The organism is Pseudomonas fluorescens, assembly GCF_902497775.2.
GTDB classification, from domain to species: domain Bacteria; phylum Pseudomonadota; class Gammaproteobacteria; order Pseudomonadales; family Pseudomonadaceae; genus Aquipseudomonas; species Aquipseudomonas putida_F.
In genome coordinates, this window is sequence record NZ_OZ024668.1 from 5477188 (window position 1) to 5499795 (window position 22608).

At 62.2% G+C, this 22608-nt stretch carries 27 protein-coding genes; 12 read left to right on the top strand and 15 right to left on the bottom strand.

What is annotated here, in order from left to right:
• Window positions 1-5: 5 nt before the first annotated feature.
• From F8N82_RS25175 to phoB, 3 genes are all read right to left on the bottom strand, one after another.
• Entirely contained in the window at window positions 6-1346 is a 1341-nt protein-coding gene (locus F8N82_RS25175) for a hemolysin family protein (RefSeq protein ID WP_038997990.1), read from the bottom strand.
• Window positions 1347-1459: 113 nt separating this feature from the next.
• Window positions 1460-2734: a phosphate regulon sensor histidine kinase PhoR gene (gene phoR, locus F8N82_RS25180; protein WP_235376888.1), complete on the bottom strand. Its 1275-nt coding sequence runs from the start codon at window positions 2732-2734 to the stop codon at window positions 1460-1462.
• Window positions 2735-2813: 79 nt separating this feature from the next.
• Window positions 2814-3503, bottom strand: a complete 690-nt coding sequence (phoB, locus tag F8N82_RS25185; RefSeq protein WP_010225936.1) for a phosphate regulon transcriptional regulator PhoB — start codon at window positions 3501-3503, stop codon at window positions 2814-2816.
• A gap of 147 nt (window positions 3504-3650) precedes the next feature.
• Between phoB and F8N82_RS25190 the strand changes: the two genes are divergently transcribed.
• Window positions 3651-4022: a COG4315 family predicted lipoprotein gene (locus F8N82_RS25190; RefSeq protein WP_038997992.1), complete on the top strand. Its 372-nt coding sequence runs from the start codon at window positions 3651-3653 to the stop codon at window positions 4020-4022.
• A 64-nt stretch (window positions 4023-4086) separates the two neighbouring features.
• Here F8N82_RS25190 and ubiA read toward each other — a convergent pair whose 3' ends face one another.
• Together ubiA and F8N82_RS25200 are read right to left on the bottom strand one after the other, a co-directional pair.
• Window positions 4087-4974 (bottom strand): 4-hydroxybenzoate octaprenyltransferase, encoded by an 888-nt coding sequence (gene ubiA / locus F8N82_RS25195; RefSeq protein ID WP_038997993.1) that lies wholly within the window; start codon window positions 4972-4974, stop codon window positions 4087-4089.
• Window positions 4974-5537, bottom strand: coding sequence for a chorismate--pyruvate lyase family protein (locus F8N82_RS25200; RefSeq protein ID WP_038997995.1), 564 nt, complete (start codon window positions 5535-5537; stop codon window positions 4974-4976). The genes ubiA and F8N82_RS25200 overlap by 1 nt, the downstream gene beginning before the upstream one ends.
• A 167-nt stretch (window positions 5538-5704) precedes the next feature.
• Between F8N82_RS25200 and F8N82_RS25205 the strand changes: the two genes are divergently transcribed.
• From F8N82_RS25205 to F8N82_RS25250, 10 genes are all read left to right on the top strand, one after another.
• Entirely contained in the window at window positions 5705-5872 is a 168-nt protein-coding gene (locus F8N82_RS25205) for a rubredoxin (RefSeq protein ID WP_038997996.1), read from the top strand.
• Window positions 5873-5904: 32 nt separating this feature from the next.
• Entirely contained in the window at window positions 5905-7053 is a 1149-nt protein-coding gene (locus F8N82_RS25210; protein WP_038997998.1) for an NAD(P)/FAD-dependent oxidoreductase, read from the top strand.
• A 188-nt stretch (window positions 7054-7241) separates the two neighbouring features.
• Window positions 7242-7517, top strand: coding sequence for an HU family DNA-binding protein (locus F8N82_RS25215; RefSeq protein ID WP_003213368.1), 276 nt, complete (start codon window positions 7242-7244; stop codon window positions 7515-7517).
• A gap of 181 nt (window positions 7518-7698) precedes the next feature.
• Entirely contained in the window at window positions 7699-7917 is a 219-nt protein-coding gene (locus tag F8N82_RS25220; protein WP_038997999.1) for a hypothetical protein, read from the top strand.
• Window positions 7914-8246 (top strand): hypothetical protein, encoded by a 333-nt coding sequence (locus F8N82_RS25225; protein WP_038998000.1) that lies wholly within the window; start codon window positions 7914-7916, stop codon window positions 8244-8246. Before F8N82_RS25220 ends, F8N82_RS25225 begins: the two co-directional genes overlap by 4 nt.
• Window positions 8243-8623 (top strand): hypothetical protein, encoded by a 381-nt coding sequence (locus tag F8N82_RS25230; protein ID WP_038998001.1) that lies wholly within the window; start codon window positions 8243-8245, stop codon window positions 8621-8623. The genes F8N82_RS25225 and F8N82_RS25230 overlap by 4 nt, the downstream gene beginning before the upstream one ends.
• Window positions 8620-9150 (top strand): hypothetical protein, encoded by a 531-nt coding sequence (locus tag F8N82_RS25235; RefSeq protein WP_052251608.1) that lies wholly within the window; start codon window positions 8620-8622, stop codon window positions 9148-9150. The genes F8N82_RS25230 and F8N82_RS25235 overlap by 4 nt, the downstream gene beginning before the upstream one ends.
• Window positions 9147-10154: a hypothetical protein gene (locus F8N82_RS25240; protein ID WP_038998002.1), complete on the top strand. Its 1008-nt coding sequence runs from the start codon at window positions 9147-9149 to the stop codon at window positions 10152-10154. The genes F8N82_RS25235 and F8N82_RS25240 overlap by 4 nt, the downstream gene beginning before the upstream one ends.
• Window positions 10145-10534 (top strand): hypothetical protein, encoded by a 390-nt coding sequence (locus tag F8N82_RS25245; protein WP_038998003.1) that lies wholly within the window; start codon window positions 10145-10147, stop codon window positions 10532-10534. Before F8N82_RS25240 ends, F8N82_RS25245 begins: the two co-directional genes overlap by 10 nt.
• A 117-nt stretch (window positions 10535-10651) precedes the next feature.
• On the top strand, window positions 10652-11026 hold the full coding sequence (locus F8N82_RS25250; RefSeq protein WP_038998004.1) for a hypothetical protein: 375 nt from the start codon (window positions 10652-10654) through the stop codon (window positions 11024-11026).
• 22 nt (window positions 11027-11048) lie between these two features.
• Here the strand turns inward: F8N82_RS25250 and F8N82_RS25255 are convergent, their stop codons facing one another.
• The 6 genes from F8N82_RS25255 to exbB all read right to left on the bottom strand — a co-directional run bounded on the left by F8N82_RS25255 (window position 11049) and on the right by exbB (window position 17779).
• Complete coding sequence (locus tag F8N82_RS25255; RefSeq protein ID WP_038998006.1) at window positions 11049-12449, bottom strand: aminoacyl-tRNA deacylase and HDOD domain-containing protein; 1401 nt, start codon at window positions 12447-12449, stop codon at window positions 11049-11051.
• 78 nt (window positions 12450-12527) lie between these two features.
• Window positions 12528-14603, bottom strand: a complete 2076-nt coding sequence (gene recG, locus F8N82_RS25260; protein WP_038998007.1) for an ATP-dependent DNA helicase RecG — start codon at window positions 14601-14603, stop codon at window positions 12528-12530.
• 9 nt (window positions 14604-14612) lie between these two features.
• Window positions 14613-15533 carry a hydrogen peroxide-inducible genes activator gene (locus tag F8N82_RS25265; RefSeq protein ID WP_038998008.1) on the bottom strand — a complete coding sequence of 307 codons (921 nt, stop codon included), beginning with the start codon at window positions 15531-15533 and terminating at the stop codon, window positions 14613-14615.
• A gap of 93 nt (window positions 15534-15626) precedes the next feature.
• Window positions 15627-16364 carry an energy transducer TonB gene (locus F8N82_RS25270; protein WP_038998009.1) on the bottom strand — a complete coding sequence of 246 codons (738 nt, stop codon included), beginning with the start codon at window positions 16362-16364 and terminating at the stop codon, window positions 15627-15629.
• Window positions 16361-16786, bottom strand: coding sequence for a TonB system transport protein ExbD (gene exbD / locus F8N82_RS25275; protein WP_038998010.1), 426 nt, complete (start codon window positions 16784-16786; stop codon window positions 16361-16363). Before exbD ends, F8N82_RS25270 begins: the two co-directional genes overlap by 4 nt.
• Before the next feature lie 3 nt (window positions 16787-16789).
• Window positions 16790-17779 (bottom strand): tonB-system energizer ExbB, encoded by a 990-nt coding sequence (exbB, locus tag F8N82_RS25280; RefSeq protein ID WP_038998011.1) that lies wholly within the window; start codon window positions 17777-17779, stop codon window positions 16790-16792.
• 194 nt (window positions 17780-17973) lie between these two features.
• On the opposite strand from exbB, the gene F8N82_RS25285 reads away from it, so the two are divergent.
• A complete protein-coding gene (locus tag F8N82_RS25285; RefSeq protein ID WP_038998012.1) occupies window positions 17974-18831 on the top strand; it encodes an SDR family oxidoreductase in 858 nt (285 codons plus the stop codon).
• 3 nt (window positions 18832-18834) lie between these two features.
• On the opposite strand, the gene F8N82_RS25290 is transcribed toward F8N82_RS25285, so the two are convergent.
• From F8N82_RS25290 to rpoZ, 4 genes are all read right to left on the bottom strand, one after another.
• Window positions 18835-19572, bottom strand: a complete 738-nt coding sequence (locus F8N82_RS25290; RefSeq protein ID WP_038998013.1) for a hypothetical protein — start codon at window positions 19570-19572, stop codon at window positions 18835-18837.
• A gap of 61 nt (window positions 19573-19633) precedes the next feature.
• Entirely contained in the window at window positions 19634-20014 is a 381-nt protein-coding gene (locus F8N82_RS25295; protein ID WP_003229509.1) for a RidA family protein, read from the bottom strand.
• Between the two features lie 23 nt (window positions 20015-20037).
• Window positions 20038-22146 carry a bifunctional GTP diphosphokinase/guanosine-3',5'-bis pyrophosphate 3'-pyrophosphohydrolase gene (spoT, locus tag F8N82_RS25300; protein ID WP_038998014.1) on the bottom strand — a complete coding sequence of 703 codons (2109 nt, stop codon included), beginning with the start codon at window positions 22144-22146 and terminating at the stop codon, window positions 20038-20040.
• A 60-nt stretch (window positions 22147-22206) separates the two neighbouring features.
• Entirely contained in the window at window positions 22207-22473 is a 267-nt protein-coding gene (gene rpoZ / locus F8N82_RS25305) for a DNA-directed RNA polymerase subunit omega (protein ID WP_038998015.1), read from the bottom strand.
• Window positions 22474-22608 lie beyond the last annotated feature (135 nt).

A 22608-nucleotide genomic window follows, 5' to 3' on the forward strand; every position in this document is an offset into this window, starting at 1 on the left:
GCGGCTCAATCGAGCTTGAGCACTTTGGCCAGGACGATCTTCGGCCCTTTCATCTTCTTGATGATGATGCGCAGGCCTTCGACTTCCAGCAACTCTTCCTCTTCCGGAACCCGCTTGAGGGTCTCGTAGACCAGGCCGGCGAGGGTTTCCGCCTCGATGTGGTCCAGGTCCACGCCAAGCAGGCGTTCGACCTTGAACAATGGCGTGTCGCCGCGTACCAGCAGCTTGCCCGGCTGGTAGGCGAGGATGCCGCGTTCAGCCTTGCGGTGTTCGTCCTGGATGTCACCAACCAGCACTTCCAGCACGTCTTCCATGGTCAGGTAACCGATGACCTTGCCGTCGGCTTCCTCGACCAACGCAAAGTGCGCGCCGCCTTTGCGGAACTGTTCCAGCAGGTGCGCCAGCGGCATGTGCCGCGACACGCGCTCCAGTGGGCGGGTCAGCTCTGCCAGGTTGAACGACTCGGGGATATGGTCGAGGTCGGCCAGCTCCAGCAGCAGGTCCTTGATGTGCAGCAGGCCGATGAACTCGCCGCGCTCGGCATCAAGCACCGGGTAGCGGCTGAACTTGTGCCGGCGGAACATCGCGAGGATTTCCTTGAGCGGCGCGTTGGCATCGAGGCAGACCATGTCTTCGCGGGAGTTGGCCCAGTCGACCACTTCCAGCTCGCCCATTTCCACGGCCGAGGCCAGTACGCGCATGCCCTGGTCGCTAGGGTCCTGGCCACGGCTGGAGTGCAGGATCAGCTTGAGCTCTTCGCGGCTGTAGTGGTGTTCGTGATGCGGCCCGGGCTCGCCTTGGCCGGCGATACGCAGGATGGCGTTGGCGCTGGCGTTGAGCAGGTAGATGGCCGGGTACATCAGCCAGTAGAACAGGTACAGCGGCACCGCCGTCCACAGCGACAGCAGCTCGGGCTTGCGGATCGCCCAGGACTTGGGCGCCAGCTCACCGACGACGATGTGCAGGTAGGAAATCACGAAGAAGGCGCTGAAGAACGAGATGCCCTTGATGACTTCCGGCGATTCGACGCCGACCGCGCCCAGCAGTGGTTCGAGCAAATGGGCGAAAGCCGGCTCACCCACCCAGCCCAGGCCCAGCGAGGCGAGGGTGATACCCAGTTGGCAGGCGGACAGGTAGGCGTCCAGCTGGCTGTGTACGGTGCGCAGGATCTGCCCGCGCCAGCCATGCTGCTCGGCGATCGACTCGACCCGGGTCGAGCGCAATTTGACCATGGCGAACTCGGCGGCAACGAAAAAGCCGTTGAGCAGAACCAGCAGCAGAGCAAAAAGAATCATGCCGAAGTCGGCGAAAAGTGCAGCGAGGTTGAAACCAGGGGAAGGGTCCATGATGGAGTTTTACGGGGTCCGTCATCTAAGAAAGGGAGTACAGCAATGCCAGCACATACTGGCGCGAGTCAGCCAATGTAGCGGCTGACTGCGCAAATTTAAAGGGCGGTGGCTCAGGAGGCTTGGCGCGCCGCTATCTGGACCGGGGCGAAATGGCAGGTAAAGGTGCTGCCATGGCCCGGTACGCTGCTGATTTCCAGGCGGGCGCGGTGGCGCAACAGCACGTGCTTGACGATCGCCAGGCCCAGGCCGGTGCCGCCGGTATTCGACGCACGGCTGGAGTCGACCCGGTAGAAGCGTTCGGTCAGGCGTGGCAGGTGCTTGGGGTCGATGCCGATGCCCGAGTCCTGCACGCTCAGGTGTGCGCCTTGCTCGTCGGCCCACCAGCGGATGCGAATCTGGCCTTCGTCCTGGGTGTATTTGACTGCGTTGAACACCAGGTTGGAGAAGGCGCTGCGCAGTTCCGCCTCGCTGCCTTTGAGGCGGATGCCGGGTTGGGCCTCCAGGCTGATACGCTGGTTGCGCTGCCCGGACAGCGCCTGGGCGTCGCCCTTGATCGATTGCAGCAGGGTATCGACGGCCACCGGCTGGTTGTCCGAGGGGTAATCGGTGGCTTCCAGTTTGGCCAGCAACAGCAGGTCGTTGAGCAGGGTCTGCATGCGTCCGCCTTGCTGCTGCATCTGCTGCAGGGCGCGAACCCAGCGCGGGTTCACCTCTTCGACGTTGTCGAGCAGGGTTTCCAGGTAGCCGGCAATTACTGTCAGCGGTGTGCGCAACTCGTGGGAGACGTTGGCGACGAAGTCCTTGCGCATCTGCTCCAGCTGATGAATACGAGTGACATCGCGCACCAGCATCAGGTGTTCATTATTGCCGTAGCGAGTGATGTGCAACTGCACACGCATGCGATCGTTGATCGGCGAGGGGATTTCCAGCGGTTCGAGGTAGTTCTCCTGCTCGAAATACTCCTTGAAGCGCGGATGACGCACCAGGTTGGTCACCGGCTGGCCGCTGTCCTGCGGGGTCTTGAGGCCCAGCAGGGTTTCCGCGGCACGGTTCCACCACTCCAGGTTGCCATCGCTGTCGAGCATGATCACCGCGTCCTTGAGCGCGGCGGTGGACTCCTGCACCCGGTCGATCACCGCCTGCAGGCGCCCGCGCACGCGTTGGTCGCGGCGTTGCAGGTGATAGATGCTGTCGAACACCTCGCCCCACAGGCCATAACCATCGGGCGGTGCTTCATCGGGTTTGTGCAGGCGCAGCCATTCGTGCAGGCGCAGCAGTTGCTTGAGGGTCCAGCCCAGGTAGATCGCCAGGCCCAGGGCCAGGCTCCAGCCATAGTAGCCGCTGATCAGCCCTGCCAGCAGGCAGACGGTGATCAGCAACAGCATGTGGCGAATCAGGGTGCCATGCCAGTTCTGGTTCAATTAACGACGCGTCCTTTCCATTGCCTTGGCGATATGCAGCGGTTCAGCTCTTGGTAGAGAAGCGGTAACCGGTGCCGCGGACGGTTTGTACCAGATTTTCGTAGGCATCACCCAGCGCCTTGCGCAGGCGGCGGATGTGCACGTCGACGGTGCGTTCCTCGACATAGACGTTGCCGCCCCAGACCTGATCCAGCAGTTGGCCGCGGGTGTAGGCGCGCTCCTGGTGGGTCATGAAGAATTGCAGCAGGCGGTATTCGGTCGGGCCCATTTCGGCGGGTTTGCCGTCGATGGTCACCCGATGGCTGATCGGGTCGAGCAGCAGGCCGCCGACTTCGATCGGTGCTTCGCCGTCGCTCGGGCCTGCGCGGCGCAGCACGGCCTTGAGCCGGGCCACCAGCTCGCGCGGCGAGAAGGGTTTGGTGATGTAGTCGTCGGCGCCGACTTCCAGGCCCTGGATCTTGTTGTCTTCCTCACCCTTGGCGGTGAGCATGATGATCGGGATGTCGCCGGTCAGCTCGTCGCGCTTGAGGCGCCGGGCCAGCTCGATGCCCGAGGTGCCCGGAAGCATCCAGTCGAGCAGGATCAGGTCCGGCTTGCGGTCGACGATGATGGCGTGGGCCTGCTGGGAGTTTTCGGCTTCCAGGCAGTCATAGCCGGCCATTTCCAATGCAACGGCGATCATCTCGCGAATTGGCGCTTCGTCGTCAACGATCAGAATGTTTCTGCCAACCATGCTTAAACCTCTTCCATTAAAGGTGTCTTGGCCCGCATTAGATAACGGAATTATTGCAGTCGTGTGACAGCTCGTGGGCCGTTGCAGCAACATTCTGTTACTGGGCTAGGCTTAAAAACCCCTCTCCCGAGAATAACGGTGAATCCAATGACACGACATACGCTGAACTGGATGAGTCTGTTCGCTGCAGTGGCACTGGCGTTGCCAGGGATAGCGTCGGCCCATCATGCCATGATGAAAGGCGGCATGATGGTCGATCCTGCTGGCATGACGCTCTACACCTTTGACAAGGATTCGGGCGGCAAGTCCATGTGCAACGATGAGTGTGCCAAGAACTGGCCGCCGCTGATGGTCAAAGCTGGCGACATGGCTGAAGAGGGCTGGACACAAATCAAGCGCAATGACGGTTCTATGCAGTGGGCCTACAAAGGCAAGCCGGTGTACACCTTCATCAAGGACAAGAAAGCCGGTGACATGACCGGTGATGGCATGAAAGATGTCTGGCACGTGATCAAGTAATAGTGCCTTCAATCGCGGGGCAAGCCCGCTCCTGCATGTAGGAGCGGGCTTGCCCCGCGATGAATCAGAAGCTGTAATCCAGCACAATTCCCACAAACACCAGCAAGCCCGCCCAGTGGTTGTGCAAAAAGGCCTTGAAGCACGACTCGCGGTCGAGCTTGCGCGTCGTCCAGAACTCCCAGGCAAAGCACAGCACCGCGGCCACCAGCCCCAGGTGGAACCAGCCACCCAGCTCGAAGCGGTTGCCGGCCAGCAGCAGGCAGCCCAGTGACAATACCTGCAAGGTCAGGATGATCACCCGATCGGCTTCGCCGAACAGGATGGCAGTGGATTTGACCCCGATCTTCAAGTCGTCATCGCGGTCGACCATGGCGTAATAGGTGTCGTAGCCCACGGTCCACAGCACATTGGCGATGTACAGCAGCCAGGCTATGGCCGGCAGCTCGCCGGTGGCGGCGGTAAACGCCATGGGTATGCCCCAGGAGTAGGCCGCCCCCAGTACCACCTGCGGGTAGTAGGTGTAGCGCTTCATGAACGGGTAACAGGCCGCCAGCGCCACCGCGCCGAACGACAGCCACACCGTGGTGGCGTTGGTGCACAGCACCAGCAGGAAACTCACTCCGACCAGCACGGCAAACAGGGTCAGTGCCTCACGGGCGTTGATCCGCCCGGCGGCCAGCGGGCGGTCGGCGGTGCGTTTGACGTGGCCATCGACCTTGCGGTCGGCGAAGTCGTTGATGGCGCAGCCAGCGGCGCGCATCAGCACCACACCGAGGGTGAAAATCAGCACGTTGGCCAGGGTCGGCGTGCCCTTGGCGGCAATCCACACGGCCGAGAGGGTAGGCCACAGCAACAGGTAGATGCCGATCGGGCGGTCCATCCGGCTGAGCTGGATGAAGTCCCAGGCCCTCGGGTGCAGGCGATTGAACGACTTGAGCAACTGCAGATACATCAGCGGGTCTCCGAAGGTGTTTCGGCGGCAGTCCACAGTGTAGGCAAGAACACCTCGGCCACCAGCACGCTCAAGGCGCCGCGATCAAAGCGTGAGCGGCGTCCCCACAACCCTTCATGGCCCTGCTCCAGCGGCAGCCAGGCTTGCGGATAGCGGCAGACCTCGATGGGGCGGCGGACAAAACCCTTTTCGCAGAACAACAGCTCGCCCAATGAGCGGCTGCCCAGGGCTTCCAGGTCCAGGCCGCCACTTTCCAGCGAGCTGCGCGCGGCCACGCTGCGAGCGAATACCCAAGGCTGGCCATGGCCGCGCAAGTACACTTCGCGCACCCAGCCTTCGCTGCCCAGCGGCAGGTCAAGGGCCTGGCATTCGTCGTCGCGCAGGCGCTGCCAGCCCTCGTAAAGGGGTGTCACGGAAAACTGGTCGGCAGATAATTGAATCAGGCGGCGGGTCAGGGAGCCCTGGTCGTACAACCAGTCGAGGGTCGCGGGCGATGTGCTGTCTGCCACGTCAGGGTGCTGCAGCCAGTGTGCAGCGGGCGCTTGCAATGTTTCGTACGGCACGGCGGTATCGAATAACAGGCCAGAGAGACGCCGAGCTTAGCATGATTGCCCGATCCGGCTTGCATGCTGGCACCTGGCTCCAGTACAAAGCCTTTCTTTGATGGTCGCCACTGTAATGTTCACGAGAGCGGCCACTCCAAAGTCTGAGTCTTTTGAGGAAATACGTTATGAAAAAGTGGCAGTGCATCGTTTGTGGCCTGATCTACAACGAAGCTGACGGTTGGCCGGATGACGGTATCGCTCCAGGCACCAAGTGGGAAGACGTACCCGAAGACTGGCTGTGCCCGGACTGCGGTGTTGGCAAAATGGATTTCGAGATGATCGAAATCAACTGATCTCATTCAATCAGATTCAAGGAAAGCAGCGCATGACGGCTCCAGTGGTGATTGTCGGTACGGGTCTGGCGGGTTACAACCTGGCCCGCGAATTTCGCAAGCTCGACGGCGAAACGCCGTTGTTGCTGATCACCGCCGACGACGGCCGTTCCTACTCCAAGCCGATGCTTTCCACCGGGTTTGCCAAGAACAAGGATGCCGACGGTCTGAGCATGGCCGAGCCGGGCGCGATGGCCGAGCAACTCAAGGCCGAAGTGCGCACCCACACCCGCATCAGCGGCATCGACCCGGGCCACAAGCGCCTGTGGATCGGCGAAGAGCAGGTGGCTTATCGCGACCTGATCCTGGCCTGGGGTGCCGAGACCGTGCGGGTGCCGGTCGAAGGCGACGCTGCTGACCTGATCTTCCCGATCAACGACCTCGAAGACTACGCCCGTTTCCGTGCCGCAGCCGCTGGCAAGCAGCGGGTGCTGATCCTCGGCGCCGGCCTGATCGGCTGTGAATTCGCCAATGACATGAGCCTGGGTGGCTATCAGGTCGAGCTGGTAGCACCGTGCGAACAGGTCATGCCGACCTTGCTGCACCCGATGGCGGCAGCCGCTGTTCAGGCCGGCCTGCAAGGGCTGGGCGTGCGTTTCCACCTGGGGCCGGTGCTGACCCGCCTGCAGCGGGTGGAGCAGGGCCTGGAAGCGCACTTGTCCGATGGCAGCGTGATCGCTTGTGACCTGGTGGTTTCGGCCGTCGGCCTGCGGCCACGTATCGATCTGGCCTCGGCAGCCGGTTTGCAGGTCAACCGCGGTGTGGTGGTCGACCGCCAGCTGCGCACCTCTCACGCCAATATCTTCGCCCTGGGCGACTGCGCCGAAGTCGACGGCCTCAACCTGCTGTACGTGATGCCCTTGATGAGCTGCGCCCGTGCGCTGGCGCAAACCCTGGCCGCAAATCCGACAGCGGTCGCCTATGGGCCGATGCCGGTCACGGTGAAAACCCCGGCCTGCCCGCTGGTGGTTTCGCCTGTACCCCATGGCCGTGAAGGCCATTGGAGTGTCGAAGGGCAGGGCGCCGACCTCAAGGTGCTCTGCCACGATGCTGACGGCCAGCTGCTGGGCTATGCCCTGACCGGCACTGCAGTCATGGAGAAGCTGGCTCTAAATCGGCAACTTCCGGCGCTGATGGCGTAAATAACCGGCGTTCTGTCGGATTTCCCCTGCCTTTGCCCCAACAATGGCCGCCCAGAGACTGGCGCGGCCCCTGAGGGCATGCCATTCTCACTCCCGTCTGCCGCAGTTTAGAGCCTGCGGTGCCTTGGGCGCTGTTCTTGAAGAGCAGCACGGCATAACAACAAAAAAACCGTCAAAGAGGCTTCACTATGCGTAAACCAGAACTCGCCGCCGCCATTGCGGAAAAGGCTGATCTCACCAAAGAGCAAGCTAACCGCGTGCTCAACGCCGTGCTCGAAGAAATCACCGGCGCCCTGCATCGCAAGGACAGCGTGACGCTGGTCGGCTTCGGTACCTTCCTGCAGCGCCACCGTGGTGCCCGCACTGGTAAAAACCCGCAAACCGGCGAACCGGTCAAGATCAAGGCCAGCAACACTGTTGCATTCAAACCAGGTAAATCCCTGAAGGACAGCGTCAATCCGTGATGCCTCGCACAGATCGATTGCAGTGAAAAACGGGCACCGCACAAGGTGCCCGTTTTTTATTGCCGCCGCTCTGGCATCTGGCTAGCATACGCGGCCCCCGTCGCAAGGATGGGGAGGTGTCCAGGGAAGGCCGTGATGAAGATCGAAGGATTCGCAGTAACCGCTAGCGCAGGGCAACGCCATGTATGACGGCCTGACCTTGCCCAACTACCTGGCGGGTGTCGCCGACAGCGACCTGTTCGGCAGCCTGGCCTTTGTCTGCCTGATATTGATCCTCACCAGTCTGCACAGGCGCTGGCGTGACCTGCTCTGGCATCGCCTGCTGACGTTCATTTGCCTGACCACCGTGGTGGTCATGGAGCTGGTGGGCGCCTACTACGCGAACTTGCCGCCAGCATGAGCAAAGGCAAGTGGCTCACCCTGGCGTTGCTGGTACTTCTGCTGCTGCCGGGCGTCACTACGCAGTTGTACTGGAACGCGCTGCTGCTATGGATGGAACCTGACAACTTCATCCCCCCCGAGTCCTCGATACTGACCTTCGAGCCCTACCAGATTTCCCAGGGCTCCTCGTCGTATTGGCTGTACGGCCAGGACACGCACAACTACTACCACTTCACCTACGAAGCCGCGCACCCTTATCGCTATATCGCCCGCGACAACAACTGCCCGGGGTTCGACAGGAACGATGTACGCAGCTGGTGCCAGGCCTTGCAAGGAAACGCCCGATGATCAAACGCTGGCTTATCGCTCTGGCTGTGCACGCGCTGGCCTGCTTCCTGTTCCTGGTGCTCAACGACATCGGGGTTCATTACTACAAGCAGAACTATGGCGGTTTCACCGCCCGCGGCGTGGCGTCTGGCGCCATTGTCTGGCTGGTCTTCGACGTGATGGTGATCTTCAGCCTGGTGATCGCCTTTGTGCCGCGGCTCAAGCACAAACTCATGCTCAATACCGCGCTGGTGGCGTTGATCATCTACTGGCTGATGCCGGATCACCCGGTGCGCACGATGTTCTTCAGCCCCCTGGCCGGTGGCCTGACGTTCCTGGCGATAATGATTGCCCACGGGTTGGGCCGGCTGAAAGTGTTCAATAAGGAACAGTCTTGAAACGTAGGTACTATTTTGCACTGGCGCTGGTTGGGGCATTGGTACTTTGGGTGGGACACAACATCCAGGTACTGATCGACCGGCCAGGCGAAGTCAGGGTGGTCAGCGAATCGGGCCGTTATCTCATGGAAAACGTGCCGGTTGGTGGTTGGCTGGTGCCTTTCGATGACCTGGCTTACCTGCGTTTCATTGACCGCAGCAATCAAAAGCAGGTTTACCGTACGCCGCTGTTCTCGCAGACCCCCTTGGACATGCGCGACTACGAAGACGACGGTACTGTCGGCATCGTCTGGATCAGCTTGTACAAGGCCGATGGGCATATCGAGATCGCGATGCCCAACTGGGAGCCCCATTGGCTCAACTATTTCATCAGCAATACGCCCTATGAGGTGGCCGACGAGCAGGCCGATTGCCGCAAGCCGGAAAATGCCCTGCGCTTTATCTGGGATGTGCTGAGTTACTGGCTGGGCTTCAGTGATTACTGGTGCACTCCCACTCAACAAGTGATCGACAGAGGAACACCATGAAGGGCTTGTCGATGACCTGGCGCCAATTGGGCTGTGCACTGCTGCTCGCGGGTGGCGCGGCTACCTGCATGGCTGCGCCGGTGGACATGCCGGATTGCTCCGACAATGACTTCGGCGCCTTCTTCAGCGCATTTGCCAAAAGCGAAGCGCTGCAGCAATCACTGGTAGCTGATCCGCTGATCGAGCAACGGATCTACCCTGGGCGCAAGCAACCGCGTGTGTCGATTCGCAAGTTGACCCCGGAGCAGCGCCCGTCGCTGGCGTTGCTGCAGCCGGCCAAACGCGTCGAAAGGGGCCTGGTAGTCGAACAGGATGGCACACGGCAAATGGTGCTGCGCGACAGCAAGGGTGAGCTGCTCAAGGTCTACACCTTTACCCGCGGCCAGTGCTGGGTGTTGAGCCGGATCGACGACTGGTCCCTGGAAGGCTTCTTCACCGGGCGCAAGGAGAAGGTCGCTGGCGAGCTGGATGTCGAGCGTGCCAGGGTCTATGAGGGCCTGGGCCGGGCAGGGCTCTACGACAACCCTGGGCAACTGATGAACGCTGCACTCAACAGCCTGCTCAGTGCAGCCGGCAAGGGCAACAACGAGGCTGCGGTACAGGCGGTCATCCTGATTTTTTCGGGTGAAGCCGAGCGCCTGCCAGATTCGACCATCGTGCAGCTCCTGGAGTCAGCTATGAGCACTGAACGGGATGCTGGGGCCATGCTGGCGCACTTTGTGTGCTACGGCGAAGAGTATGCCGAGAACTTGACCTGCCAAAATCCGGGCAAAGCGCTACAAGCCTTGCAGCAATCGGCGAAGCTGGAGTCCCCGAGGGGCCTGGTGGACCTTGGCTACGCCTACGAGCAGGGCAAGCTGGGCCAGCAGGACAATGCCCGGGCCATGGCCTGCTATCAACAAGCCGCCCTTGAGGCGAGCGGTTACCGCGATAGCGCCGTGGACGGTATCAAGCGCCTGAACGACAAAGGCCTGAACGAGGACCCGTCGCAATCATGCCTGTAGCCAAACCTTACCGCCTGGCTATTGCGCTGACCGTGCACTTGTTGGCCATCGTCACTTACCTGTTGCTGCACAACACCGGCATGACCCTGTACAGGCAGATGGCTGGCGGGCTGATGTCGCGCGGGGTGGCGATCGGCATGGGCATGTATTTGATCTTCTACTTCGTGGTGCTGATGAACCTGGTGATCGCCCTGGTGCCGCGGCTCAAGTGGCGGTTGCTGCTGGCGGCCGCGATTCCTGCTGCGATCCTGCTCTACCTGTTGCCACAGCATCCCCTGCGCGCGTTGTTTTGCAGTGTGCTGGGGTTTTCCACGGCACTGGCGGCAATCGGCGCGAATCAATTGATTCTGTACGGACTTAACAGGTTCAGGCGCCAGTGAATAACCCGGTTACAAGGCCATCAGCGGCTATCGTCGCGTAAAGCGCAGAGAACGATGGCGTTTTTGCAGCGAGACTATAAACTGCTTCGCCAGTCACTTTTTAGCCGAGGCGCGCACATGAAGTTTCGCTTTCTCCTTTGGGCCATGGGCCTGCTGATGGCCAAGGCCAGCCGCAAAAACCCTGCCTTTCAGCAGCAACTGGCCGACAAGGACCTGGTGTTCCAGCTGCAGACCCTCGATGGCAAGGCGGCGCGCCATTTCATCGTCAAGGACATGCGCATCAGCAGCAAATCCGGCACTCACCCTGCACCGGCCTTTGCCATTGCCTTCAAGGATGCCGCGTTCGGCTTCGCCACCCTGCAGGCCAAGAACAAGCAGTTGGCCTTCATGCAGGGGATTCAGGACAAGAGCATCCAGATCAAGGGCAACCCGGCGATGGTGATCTGGTTCCAGGGCCTGATGAAGTACCTGAAACCGAAAAAGAAGGCCTGACCGCCAAGGTCAGGCTCACGCCTCAGTGCTGGCTGAACTGCGAAGCCAGTTCACGCAGCATGGTTTCGGCTTCCAGCACCTTGTTGACCACATCCTCGGCTTTTTCGCGGGTCAGATTCAGACGCTCGAGCAGCTCGTCGGGGATGCTTTCCTGCGGCCCCGAGCCGATCCCACGGGAACGCAGCAAACGCACCGCCAGGCATACCAGGTTGGGGAACGCGGCGTAGTCGCCAGCATAGGTCGGGTCGTGCTGGAAGCGCAGCGCGGTGGACAGTTCTTCCGGCATGTCCCAGTAGCGCATCAGCCAGGCGCCGATCTGCTCGCGGCTGATACCCAGCAGGTGCTGCTCGACATAGCTGTGGCACAGGTGCGGATTGACCTCCAGGTGCCGGCAGATCAGCGAGAAATGCGGCGGAAACACGTGCGCCAGCAGCAGGTAGCCGAAGTTGTGCAGCAGCCCGGCCAGGTAGGTCAGGCCCGACTCCGGGCGCTCGGCTCGTGGCATGGCGCGGGTCAGGCCTTCGATCACCGCAGCGGTGTAGATCGATTGCTGCCAGTACGGGGTGGTCTGTTGCGGGTGGTCCTTGGGCAAGCTCAGGGTCTTGCCCAGCGCCAGGCCAAGGGCCAGGTTGATCACCAGGTCAAAGCCCAGCACGCGAACGATGGCGTCTTCCACCGAGCGGATCTTGCCCGGTGAGGCGTAGTAGGGCGAGGCCGCCCAGCTCACCACTTGCGCAGCGAGGGCCGGGTCGGTTTCGACTACACCGGTAATGTCGTCGATGGTGGCGTTGGGGTCGACTCGCAGCTTGATGATCTTCTGCGCGGTTTCCGCCAGTGGCGGGATCTCGATGGTGCTTTCCAGGCGTTGCTGGATGCGCCTGGCGGTGAAGGCCTGGACGGCCTGGGTGATCTCTTCGCTGTCATCGTGCGGGCGGTCGAGGTTGGGACGGATGCTGCTGAGCAATTCGCCGAAGTTGCCCGCGCTGGCCTTGCTCAGCATCTTCTTGAAGTCGTCGCGTTCGATCTCCAGCAGCAACCCGGCTTCACCAGAATGAATCAGCAGACGCTCTGGGCGCAGCAGGCTTTCTTCGTACAGGCAGGGTGAGCTGGTCAGCGCCGGAATTCCCGGAAGGAGCTTGAGGCCATGTTTTTCCAGCATGTGGCGCAGGCGCTCGAGCGGTACCGCAGCCAGCTTGCGCCCGGTCAGCTCGGTCAGGCGGCTGAGGTCGAGCAACTGGTTCTGCGGGAACAGCACCATCAATGCGCCGACTTCATCGTCCAGCAGTACGGCCTGCACCTTGGCGGCGGCCGGCAGCTGCGGGTGGTCGGTCACTTCGCGGTAGGCGATGCCGAGCTTGTCGAGCAGCAACCGGATAACAGACGGAGCGTGGGGGGTTGCGGTGTCCAGAGCAACTTCAGTCATGGTCTGTATCCAAAATTTTTTCAATCGCATGAGTATAACCAGCTTGAACCCTGGGCTGGCTGCAATCTGGGACGGGCGTCACACTTGGCCATATTGCTGGCCGTGGCGCAGCCAGCGCTCCAGCAGCGGGCTGACGTGCGAGGGCCAACGGGCCAGCAGGGCCTGGGCGGCATCACGCACGGCGGGCAACAGGTCGGCATCGCGCATCAGGTCGGCGACCTTGAATTGCAGCAAGCCCGTCTGGCGGGTGCCGAGCATTTCCCCGGGGCCGCGCAACTCCAGGTCTTTCTCGGCGATGATGAAGCCGTCGTTGGTTTCGCGCATGATCCCCAGGCGTTCGCGGCCGATCTGCGACAGCGGCGGGTGATACAGCAGCACGCAGTGGCTCACCGCGCTGCCACGGCCGACCCGGCCGCGCAGTTGGTGCAGCTGGGCCAGGCCCAGACGCTCGGGGTTCTCGATGATCATCAAGCTGGCATTGGGCACGTCGACACCGACCTCGATCACTGTGGTCGCCACCAGCAGTTGCAGGTTGCCCTGCTTGAAGTCGGCCATCACCGCGGCTTTTTCCGCAGGCTTCATGCGCCCGTGAATCAGGCCGACACGCAACTCGCCCAAGGCGCTACTGAGCTCCTCGAAGGTGGTTTCGGCGGCCTGGCAGGTGAGCTCTTCGGATTCTTCGATCAGGGTGCAGACCCAGTAGGTCTGGCGCCCTTCGGCACAGGCCGCACGGACCCGCTCGACCACCTCGAAGCGACGGCTGTCAGTCACCAGCACGGTGTTCACCGGCGTACGGCCTGGCGGCAGTTCGTCGAGGATCGACGTATCCAGGTCGGCATAGGCGCTCATTGCCAGGGTGCGCGGTATCGGTGTGGCGGTCATGATCAACTGGTGTGGGCACAGTTGGCCGCCCACGCCTTTTTGGCGGAGGGCCAGGCGCTGCTGCACGCCGAAGCGGTGCTGTTCGTCGATGATCGCCAGGGCCAGGTTCTTGAACTTCACCTCTTCCTGGAACAAGGCATGGGTGCCGACCACCATTGGCGCACCGCCGGCGATCTGTTCCAGGGCGCTGGTGCGTGCCTTGCCCTTGAGCTTGCCGGCCAGCCAGGCGACTTCGATGCCCAGCGGCTCGAGCCAGCGCTTGAAGGTGATGAAGTGCTGCTCGGCAAGGATCTCGGTGGGGGCCATCAACGCCACCTGGTAACCGGCTTCCAGCGCCTGCAGGGCGGCCAGGGCAGCGACCACGGTCTTGCCCGCGCCGACATCGCCCTGGACCAGGCGCAGCATGGGCTCCGGCTGGCTGAGGTCGTAGGCGATCTCGTTGCCCACCCGCTGCTGCGCACCGGTCGGCGCAAAGCCGAGGTTGGCCAGGTACTGCTGGGGCAACCGGCTGGCCTTGGGCAATACCGGCGCACGCTGGGCGCGCAGGCTTTCGCGCAGGCGCTGCTGGGACAGCTGGTGGGTCAGTAGTTCTTCGAACGCCAGGCGGTGCTGGGCCCAATGGTGACCTTCGGCCAGTTCATCGACATCGGCATCGGCCGGTGGGTGATGCAGGTAGCGGATCGCATCGTCCAGCGGCGCCAGTTGATAATCCCGGGCCAGTTCCTCCGGCAGCCAGTCCGGCAAGCTGCGCGGGCCGAGCAGCGCCAGGCTCTGCTGGCACAACTGGCGCAGGCGTTGCTGGGTCAGGCCTTCGGTGGTCGGGTAGATCGGGGTCAGGGTCTGTTCCACTGGGGCCGGCTCGTCGCCAGTCAGCGCGCGGTATTCCGGGTGGTAGATCTCCAGGCCCGAGGCGCCGGGGCGGGCTTCACCGTAGCAGCGCAGGTGAGTGCCGCGCTTGAGGCCTTCCTTCTGCGCGTTGCTGAAGTGGTAAAAGCGCAGGCTCAGCACGCCGCTGCCGTCGCCCAGGCGCACCAGCAGGCTGCGGCGCTTGCCCATGACCACGTCGGTGCCACTGACCACGCCTTCGATGACCGCATCCTGGCCCGGGCGCAAGGCGCCGATGGGCACTACGCGGGTGCGGTCCTGATAGCGCAGCGGCAGGTGGAACAGCACGTCCTGGAGGTTCTCCAGGCCGACCTTGGCGAGCTTCTCGGCCATGGCCTCGCCGACACCCTTGAGCGCGGTCACCGAGACCTGGGACAACTCCGGCATGGTGCTTTCCTACTGGCTCGCGGCGGGTTTGGCGACCGAGCACAGGCGGATCGAGTCAGCGAGGATCTCGATCGCCTTGGGCCGCGGGAAGCTGGCGCGCCAGGCGATGGCCACGGTGCGAAACGGCGCCGGAGGGCTCAGTGGGCGCACTTCGATCACGCCTGGAGCGTAATGATGGCTGTGCACTGCAGACAGCGGCAGGATCGACACGCCCAGGCCCGAAGCGACCATATGGCGGATGGTTTCCAGCGAGCTGGATTCGACCGTGGTGTGCTTGGCGCCATCGCTGCCCTTGGTCAGGGTCGGGCAAGCCTCGAGCACCTGGTCACGGAAGCAATGGCCTTCACCGAGCAGCAGCAGGCTCTTGTCGTTGAGCAGGCCGGCGTCGATGGTTTCTTTCTGGGTCCATGGATGCTCGCTGGGCATCAGTACGTAGAAAGGTTCGTCGTACAGCGGCAGGGTCAGGACATCAGCCTCGTTGAACGGCAGGGCGATGATCACCGCGTCCAGTTCACCGTTACGCAGCTTGTCGCGCAGTACGTGGGTGAAGTTCTCTTCGATGTACAACGGCATCTGCGGGGCGACCCGGTGCAGTTGCGGGATCAGGTGCGGGAACAGGTAGGGGCCGACGGTGTAGATCGCGCCGACTTTCAGCGGGGCGGTCAGCTGGTTCTTGCCGGCCTGGGCCAGTTCGCGGATGCCCTGGGCCTGCTCGAGAACCTTTTGCGCCTGGGCCACGATGCCTTCGCCGACCGGGGTCAGGCGCACCGCGCTTTTGCTGCGCTCGAAAATCAGTACACCCAGTTCGTCCTCAAGCTTTTTCACGCCGACCGACAGGGTCGGCTGGCTGACGTGGCAGCGTTCGGCGGCATGGCCGAAGTGCTGCTCCTGGGCGAGGGTGACGATGTAGCGCAATTCTGTGAGGGTCATAACGTGCGTCCATGAAGTTGCGGCCCCAGCATAGCGGCTGCAATCGATAGACGCACGTTATCAGACTTGCTCGTTTGTGACAGAAACAAAGCGTTAGCGTTTGTCTAGCGAGTAGACGAAAGGCGCGATCACTTCAATGCTGCCGTTGTTGAGCAGTTCCTTTGGCGGCGGTGGAACCGGTTGCGCGCGACGGATCATCTCCAGGGTCGCCCGATCCAGTGCCGCGCTGCCCGAACCACCGGCCAGGGCGTAGGAGAGGATCTTGCCCTCGCCATCGACCACGAAGCGCAGGCGGTTGATGCCTTCCATACGCATGCGCCGGGCGTTTTCCGGGTAGCGCTTGTACTTCGCCAGGTGACGCAGCAGGTCGCTCTGCCAGGTAGGCAGGGCATTACTGTTGGTGGCGATACTCGGCGCCGGGGCAGCCGATTTCTGCGCAGGTGCGGTAGTTGGCGGTGTATCCACCGCTTCCTCGTCGGCCGGCTTCTCTTGCGGCGGCTCAGGCTTCTTCTCAGGCTTGGGCGGCTGCGGTTTGGCTTTTGGCTTGACCTGCTTGGCGATGGCGATTTTCGGTTTAGGCGCCTCGGCCAGTTTCGGCAGCGGCAGTTCTTCGACCGGCGCTGGTGGCTGTGGCGGGGTGACCACCTTGGGTGGAGGTGGCGGCGCCGGTTCGGGCATCGGGGCCATTTCGATCATCATCGCCGCAGGCGGCAACTCGATCGCCTGGGGCACCGACCAATTGAGCGTCAGCAACACGGCAACGGCATGGATACCCAGCACAATCGCCAGACTACTGCTGTAACGCGCCAGCTTATGCCGCGTCTTGATCATTTCTTGGCTGCCGTCTCAAGGCCGACCAGACCGACTTTCAGGTAACCGGCCGCGCGCAGCGTGTTCATGACTTCCATCAGATCGCCGTAATCCACGCCTTTATCGGCCTGGAAGAAGATCGTGGTGTCCTTGTCGCCCTTGGTCTTGGCGTCCAGCACCGCGCCGAGTTGGTCGCGCTGGACCTGCTCTTCGCCGACATACAGGTTCTGGTCCGCCTTGACGCTGAGGAACACCGGCTTCTCAGGCCGCGGCGCAGGTTTTGCGGTCGAGGCGGGCAGGTCGACTTTGATGTCGACGGTTGCCAGCGGCGCTGCCACCATGAAGATGATCAGCAGGACCAACATGACGTCGATGAACGGCGTGACGTTGATTTCGTGGTTTTCGGCGAGGTCGTCGCCACCTTCGTTAAGATGCAGGCCCATGGCTTAGCCTACTTTAACCATGTGAGGTGCATTGGCACGGTCGCTTGGCTGGTGGTCCAGGTCGCGGCTGACCAGCAGCAGGACCTCGGCCGAAGCATCGGACACCTGAGCCTTGTAGCCGGCGATGGAGCGGGCGAAGACGTTGTAGATGACGACCGCAGGGATTGCTGCAACCAGGCCCAAGGCGGTGGCCAGCAGGGCTTCGGCGATACCCGGGGCAACCACGGCGAGGTTGGTGGTCTGGGTTTTGGCGATGCCGATGAAGCTGTTCATGATGCCCCAGACGGTACCGAACAGACCGACGAAGGGTGCGGTGGAACCGATGGTGGCCAGGACGCCAGTGCCGCTGCTCATGTTGCGACCGCTGGCAGCTACCAGGCGCTCGAGGCGGAAGCTGACGCGCTCTTTGATGCCTTCTTTCTCGCGGGCATTGGCCGACAGGCGCATCTCATCAAGAGCATCGTGAACCAGGATGTGGGCCAGGGTGCCTTCTTTGCTGGCGCTGTCGCTGGCTTCCTTGAGGGTGGTGGCACGCTTGAGGGCAGCGATCTCGCCACGCAGACGACGCTTGGCGCCCATCAGCTCGAAGCCTTTGGCGATCCAGATGGTCCAGGTGATGATCGAGGCGATGGCCAGGCCGATCATGACGATCTTCACCACGATGTCGGCGTTTTTGTACATGCCCCATGGCGACAGGTCGTGAGCCATGCCCAGGCTGGTGTCTTCAACCAGTGCTTCAACGCTTTCGTCGACCGGATTGGCTGTCTGGCCATCGATTGGTGCAACGGCAGGGGCGGCAGCCGGATCGGTTGGCGCGGCAGCCTGTTCGGCACCTGGGGTGGCCGGTGCTACGGCGGCGGCTGGAGTAGCGGGAGCGGTGGTCGGCTCATCGGCCAGAGCGGCGGGTGCCATCACCAGGCTGAACATCAGCGCGGCAACGGCGCGCCATGCGCGCGACGTGGTTGGCGAAGCGGAAGGTTGGATGCGTGTCATGCTGGCCTGACCTGATGAAGAAGAAAGAGGTGGTTGTCCTTCCAGGCCTCGAGACAGGCCGAGAACAAATTGGGTGGCCATTATTGCAAGTAATTCTTGTTAGCAGAAGTAATAAAGTTACTTTTTTTCCACCATAGCTAGCCGCCTATCGATTTATTTGGATAGGCTGGGCCTTTGATTTGCGGAGTTTTGGAATGTCTGCGCCCTCAGTTCTGATCGTCGGTTGTGGCGATGTCGGTGGCCGTCTGGCCAAGCAATTGCTGGCCTCTGGCTGGCCAGTAAGTGGCCTGCGCCGCAGTGTTGGCCAGTTGCCAGCCGGGGTGGCGGCCATCGCTGCCGACTTGAATGATCCGCGCTGCCCGCTCGACTGGCCAGTTGACGCTCCGGATTACCTGGTCTACAGCGTGGCAGCGAGCCAGCATGACGAAGCCGGCTATCAGGCTGCGTATGTCGAGGGCCTGCGCAATGTGCTGAGCTGGCTGGCCGAGCGCAACCAGAAGCCGCGGCGCCTGTTGTTCGTTTCGAGCAGCAGCGTGTATGCGCAGAAGGACGGCGAGTGGATTGACGAAACCGCTGCCGTGGAGCCTGAAGGCTATTCGGGCAAGGTCATGCTCGAAGCCGAGCACCTGGCCCTGGCCAGCGGTATTGCCGCGACCATCGTGCGCCTCACGGGTATCTACGGCCCGGGCCGCGAATGGCTGCTCAGCCAAGTCCGCCAGGGCTATCGGGTAACTGAAGAGCCGCCACTGTATGGCAACCGTATCCACGCTGAGGACGCGGCCGGGCTACTGGCCTTTTTGCTCAGGGCTGATTACCAGGGCAAGGCAGTGGACGATTGCTATATCGGTGTCGACGACGCGCCGGTGCCACTGTTTGATGTGGTTGCCTGGCTGCGCGAGTACATGGGCGTTACCCAATGGTCGGAACAGGAGCGGGTGCGGCGTACCGGCAGCAAGCGTTGCAGCAACGCCCGGGCCCGGGCACTGGGCTGGGCGCCACAGTACCCAAGCTACAAGGAAGGCTATGCGGCCATCCTTGCCGGCAGTAATTAACCCTTACTGACGCTCAAGCAGCCAGCGGCGGGTGCCAGGATGCAAATCCGGCATCTCGTCGGCCTGGGCCTTGTTGACGGCCTGGAAGATTTCCAGCTGTTTGCCGTCACGCTTGAAGATCCACGGGTTGCCCTGCTGGTTGCGTTCCAGCCACAGGCTGTCGAACTCGCCGCTCATGGCCGCGCAATCGCCAGCCAGGCACAGGGCGTAGCGATCCAGGCCGGGCAGGCCATCGAGGCTGCCGTTGGCGCGAAAATGTACCAGCGCTCCCTGGCCCGGGCCTTCGACAATCTTCCAGTTGCCACTCAGGTAAGCGCTGTACAGCGCTGTTTCAAAGGTGGTGCCGGCCGGCGCGTCGATCGGTGCCGGCGTTTCGGCACGCTGGAAACTCTGCTGGCCATTGGCTTCGCTGGCCGCCTGGACCAGCTCATCACCGTCCAGGCTCAGGGTTTCGACGTAGTTGCCGTAGAAATCGACTTCCCACTGGCCGTCCTTGAGCGCCTTGAGCTTGCCGTCTCCGGCTTCGAAACCATTGCTGTAGGTGGCCTGGCCGGCGGCGACGTTGACCTTCCATTCAAGGTTCGGGCCGTTGGCGAGCAGGGCCTGGCGCAGGTTGGAACCTTTGGCGGCGGCATCGATGGCGTTCTGATTGATCCAGGTACCGTTGAGGTCTTCCGGGCTGTGGCTGGCGCAGCCGCTCAACAGGGTGGCGAGCAGCGACAGGGCGAGCGCGTAGCGCATGGCGGGGGTCCTTGCAGGGGCGGGGGATGAAGGCGCACCGGGCGGCGCGCCTTCGGGGGTGTTACTCGATGACCAGGATGGCATCCATTTCAACCTGCGAACCCTTCGGCAGGGCAGCAACGCCGATGGCGGCGCGAGCCGGATACGGCTGGTCGAAGTACTTGCCCATGATCTCGTTGACCTTGGCGAAGTGGCTCAGGTCGGTGAGGAAGATGTTCAGCTTGACGATGTCCTTGAACGAACCGCCAGCGGCTTCAGCAACGGCCTTGAGGTTTTCGAAGACCTGGACGGTCTGGGCTTCGAAGCCTTCGACCAGTTCCATGGTTTTCGGGTCCAGCGGGATCTGCCCGGACATGTACACCGTGTTGCCGGCCTTGATCGCCTGGGAGTAGGTGCCGATGGCGGCTGGGGCCTTGTCACTGGTGATGACGGTCTTGGTCATGATGACTCCTTGCTGTTATTGGGCTACGCACGCATGCGGGTGATTCGGATCACCCCGGTCAGGGCGCGTAGTTTCTTGATCACGCGTGCCAGGTGCACACGGTCGTGCACGCTGACCACCAGTTGGACCACGCTGATGCGACCATCGCGTTCATCCATGCTGATTTTCTCGATATTGCCGTCGGCGGCATTGACGCTGCTGGCCAGCAGCGCGATCAGGCCGCGCTGGTGCTCAAGCTCGACGCGCAGCTCGACGTTGAATTCGCCGGTGACATCCTTGGCCCAGGACAGCTGGATGCATTTTTCCGGGTTGTGGCGGATTTCGCTGATGTTGCGGCAGTTTTCCAGGTGCACGACCATGCCTTTGCCCGCCGACAGGTGACCGACAATCGGGTCGCCCGGGATCGGCGTGCAGCATTTGGCGTAGCTCAGGACCAGGCCTTCGGTACCGCGAATGGCCAGCGGGCCTTCCGGGCTTGGCAGTTGCTCGCCCTCGGTGGACAGCAGGCGGCGGGCCACCACATAGGCCATGCGGTTGCCCAGGCCGATGTCTTCGAGCAGGTCTTCGATCAGATCCAGGCGGTACTCGCCGAGCATGGCCTGGATGCGCTCCTGGGGGATCTTGTCCAGGGCGCTGTCGAACCCGTTGAGGACCTTGTTCAGCAGGCGTTCGCCAAGGCTGATGGACTCCGAGCGGCGCTGCAGCTTGAGTGCGTGCCGGATGTGCGTTCGGGCCTTGCCGGTCACCACGAAGTTGAGCCAAGCCGGGTTCGGCCGCGCACCCGGGGCGCTGACGATCTCGACCGTCGAGCCGCTTTGCAGCGGTTCGGACAATGGCGCCAGGCGGCGGTTGATGCGACAGGCAATGCAGCTGTTGCCGACATCGGTGTGCACCGCGTAGGCGAAGTCGACCGCCGTGGAGCCTTTGGGCAGCTCCATGATCCGGCCTTTGGGCGTAAACACGTAGACCTCGTCCGGGAACAGGTCGATCTTTACGCTTTCGATGAATTCCAGGGAGTTGCCCGCACGTTGCTGCATCTCCAGCACGCCTTTGACCCACTGGCGTGCCCGGGCGTGGGTGCCCTTGGGCTGCTCGTCGTCACTGGACTTGTACAGCCAGTGGGCGGCAATGCCGTTATTGGCCATCTCTTCCATTTCGCGGGTGCGGATCTGGATCTCGATGGGCACCCCGTGCATGCCGAACAGCGTGGTATGCAGCGACTGGTAGCCGTTGGCCTTGGGGATCGCGATGTAATCCTTGAAGCGCCCCGGCAGCGGCTTGTACAGGTTGTGCACGGCGCCCAGCACGCGGTAGCAGGTGTCGACCTTGTCGACAATGATGCGGAACGCGTAGACATCCATGATCTCGTTGAAGGCTCGGCGTTTGCCGCGCATCTTCTTGTAGATGCCATAGAGGTGCTTTTGCCGGCCGCTGACTTCGCCCTCGATACCGTCGACCGCCAGGCAGTGGGCCAGCGACTCTTCGATCTTGTTGACGATTTCCTTGCGGTTGCCGCGGGCGCGCTTGACCGCCTGGTAGATGCGCGCCGAGCGCATCGGATGCATGGCCTTGAAGCCGAGGTCTTCGAACTCTACGCGCACGCTGTGCATGCCCAGGCGGTTGGCGATGGGCGCGTAGATTTCCAGGGTTTCTTTGGCGATGCGCCGGCGTTTTTCGCCGGACAGCACTTCGAGGGTGCGCATGTTGTGCAGGCGGTCGGCCAGCTTGACCAGGATCACGCGGATGTCCCGGGCCATGGCCATGGCCATTTTCTGGAAGTTTTCCGCCTGGGCTTCGGCCTTGGTCTCGAAGTTCATCTGGGTCAGCTTGCTGACGCCGTCGACCAGTTCGGCCACGGTTTCGCCAAATTGCGAGCTGAGCGCTTCCTTGGCGATGCCGGTGTCTTCGATCACGTCATGCAGCATGGCCGCCATCAGGCTCTGATGGTCCATGTGCATGTCGGCAAGGATGCTTGCCACCGCCAGCGGATGCGTGACGTAGGCTTCGCCGCTACGACGGCGCTGGCCGTCGTGTGCTTGTTCGGCGTAGAAGTACGCCCGGCGCACCAGATTGACCTGGTCAGCGCCGAGGTAGGTCGACAAGCGATCGGCGAGGGCGTCTATGCTCGGCATGGGATTACCTCTTGCCAAGGGACGGTGACCGGCGCCGTACTACGTCGACCAGGCATGGGCTTAGACCGCCTCGTTGTTCTCTTCCTCACCGAACGCGAAGATCGGATCTTCTTGAGTGCGGATATCTTGTTCGGCCATGAACTCAGGGGTGCAGATGCCTTCAGCGATTTCGCGCAGGGCAACAACGGTAGGCTTGTCGTTTTCCCATGCCACTTTCGGCTCTTTGCCGCCGGTGGCCAGTTGACGGGCACGCTTGGTGGAGAGCATGACCAGCTCAAAACGGTTATCCACGTGTTCTAGGCAGTCTTCAACGGTTACGCGGGCCATGGTCTTCCTCAAGTAGCAAATGCGGTGTTCAGCCCAAATGGGCGAGCGGACTCGATAGTTTAAAAAATCACCAGCCTTTAGGGAAGCGCTGATTTCATTTCGAGCCCTTGGTCCCTCGACGATAACCACTTAGAG

Excerpts from the sequence above, each read along its gene's own strand:
- F8N82_RS25175 (WP_038997990.1), bottom strand. The coding sequence starts at position 1,346 with ATGGACCCTTCCCCTGGTTTCAACCTCGCTGCACTTTTCGCCGACTTC.
- phoR (WP_235376888.1), bottom strand. The coding sequence starts at position 2,734 with ATGCTGTTGCTGATCACCGTCTGCCTGCTGGCAGGGCTGATCAGCGGC.
- phoB (WP_010225936.1), bottom strand. The coding sequence starts at position 3,503 with ATGGTTGGCAGAAACATTCTGATCGTTGACGACGAAGCGCCAATTCGC.
- F8N82_RS25190 (WP_038997992.1), top strand. The coding sequence starts at position 3,651 with ATGACACGACATACGCTGAACTGGATGAGTCTGTTCGCTGCAGTGGCA.
- ubiA (WP_038997993.1), bottom strand. The coding sequence starts at position 4,974 with ATGTATCTGCAGTTGCTCAAGTCGTTCAATCGCCTGCACCCGAGGGCC.
- F8N82_RS25205 (WP_038997996.1), top strand. The coding sequence starts at position 5,705 with ATGAAAAAGTGGCAGTGCATCGTTTGTGGCCTGATCTACAACGAAGCT.
- F8N82_RS25210 (WP_038997998.1), top strand. The coding sequence starts at position 5,905 with ATGACGGCTCCAGTGGTGATTGTCGGTACGGGTCTGGCGGGTTACAAC.
- F8N82_RS25215 (WP_003213368.1), top strand. The coding sequence starts at position 7,242 with ATGCGTAAACCAGAACTCGCCGCCGCCATTGCGGAAAAGGCTGATCTC.
- F8N82_RS25220 (WP_038997999.1), top strand. The coding sequence starts at position 7,699 with ATGTATGACGGCCTGACCTTGCCCAACTACCTGGCGGGTGTCGCCGAC.
- F8N82_RS25225 (WP_038998000.1), top strand. The coding sequence starts at position 7,914 with ATGAGCAAAGGCAAGTGGCTCACCCTGGCGTTGCTGGTACTTCTGCTG.
- F8N82_RS25230 (WP_038998001.1), top strand. The coding sequence starts at position 8,243 with ATGATCAAACGCTGGCTTATCGCTCTGGCTGTGCACGCGCTGGCCTGC.
- F8N82_RS25240 (WP_038998002.1), top strand. The coding sequence starts at position 9,147 with ATGAAGGGCTTGTCGATGACCTGGCGCCAATTGGGCTGTGCACTGCTG.
- F8N82_RS25245 (WP_038998003.1), top strand. The coding sequence starts at position 10,145 with ATGCCTGTAGCCAAACCTTACCGCCTGGCTATTGCGCTGACCGTGCAC.
- F8N82_RS25250 (WP_038998004.1), top strand. The coding sequence starts at position 10,652 with ATGAAGTTTCGCTTTCTCCTTTGGGCCATGGGCCTGCTGATGGCCAAG.
- F8N82_RS25255 (WP_038998006.1), bottom strand. The coding sequence starts at position 12,449 with ATGACTGAAGTTGCTCTGGACACCGCAACCCCCCACGCTCCGTCTGTT.
- recG (WP_038998007.1), bottom strand. The coding sequence starts at position 14,603 with ATGCCGGAGTTGTCCCAGGTCTCGGTGACCGCGCTCAAGGGTGTCGGC.
- F8N82_RS25265 (WP_038998008.1), bottom strand. The coding sequence starts at position 15,533 with ATGACCCTCACAGAATTGCGCTACATCGTCACCCTCGCCCAGGAGCAG.
- F8N82_RS25270 (WP_038998009.1), bottom strand. The coding sequence starts at position 16,364 with ATGATCAAGACGCGGCATAAGCTGGCGCGTTACAGCAGTAGTCTGGCG.
- exbD (WP_038998010.1), bottom strand. The coding sequence starts at position 16,786 with ATGGGCCTGCATCTTAACGAAGGTGGCGACGACCTCGCCGAAAACCAC.
- exbB (WP_038998011.1), bottom strand. The coding sequence starts at position 17,779 with ATGACACGCATCCAACCTTCCGCTTCGCCAACCACGTCGCGCGCATGG.
- F8N82_RS25285 (WP_038998012.1), top strand. The coding sequence starts at position 17,974 with ATGTCTGCGCCCTCAGTTCTGATCGTCGGTTGTGGCGATGTCGGTGGC.
- F8N82_RS25290 (WP_038998013.1), bottom strand. The coding sequence starts at position 19,572 with ATGCGCTACGCGCTCGCCCTGTCGCTGCTCGCCACCCTGTTGAGCGGC.
- F8N82_RS25295 (WP_003229509.1), bottom strand. The coding sequence starts at position 20,014 with ATGACCAAGACCGTCATCACCAGTGACAAGGCCCCAGCCGCCATCGGC.
- spoT (WP_038998014.1), bottom strand. The coding sequence starts at position 22,146 with ATGCCGAGCATAGACGCCCTCGCCGATCGCTTGTCGACCTACCTCGGC.
- rpoZ (WP_038998015.1), bottom strand. The coding sequence starts at position 22,473 with ATGGCCCGCGTAACCGTTGAAGACTGCCTAGAACACGTGGATAACCGT.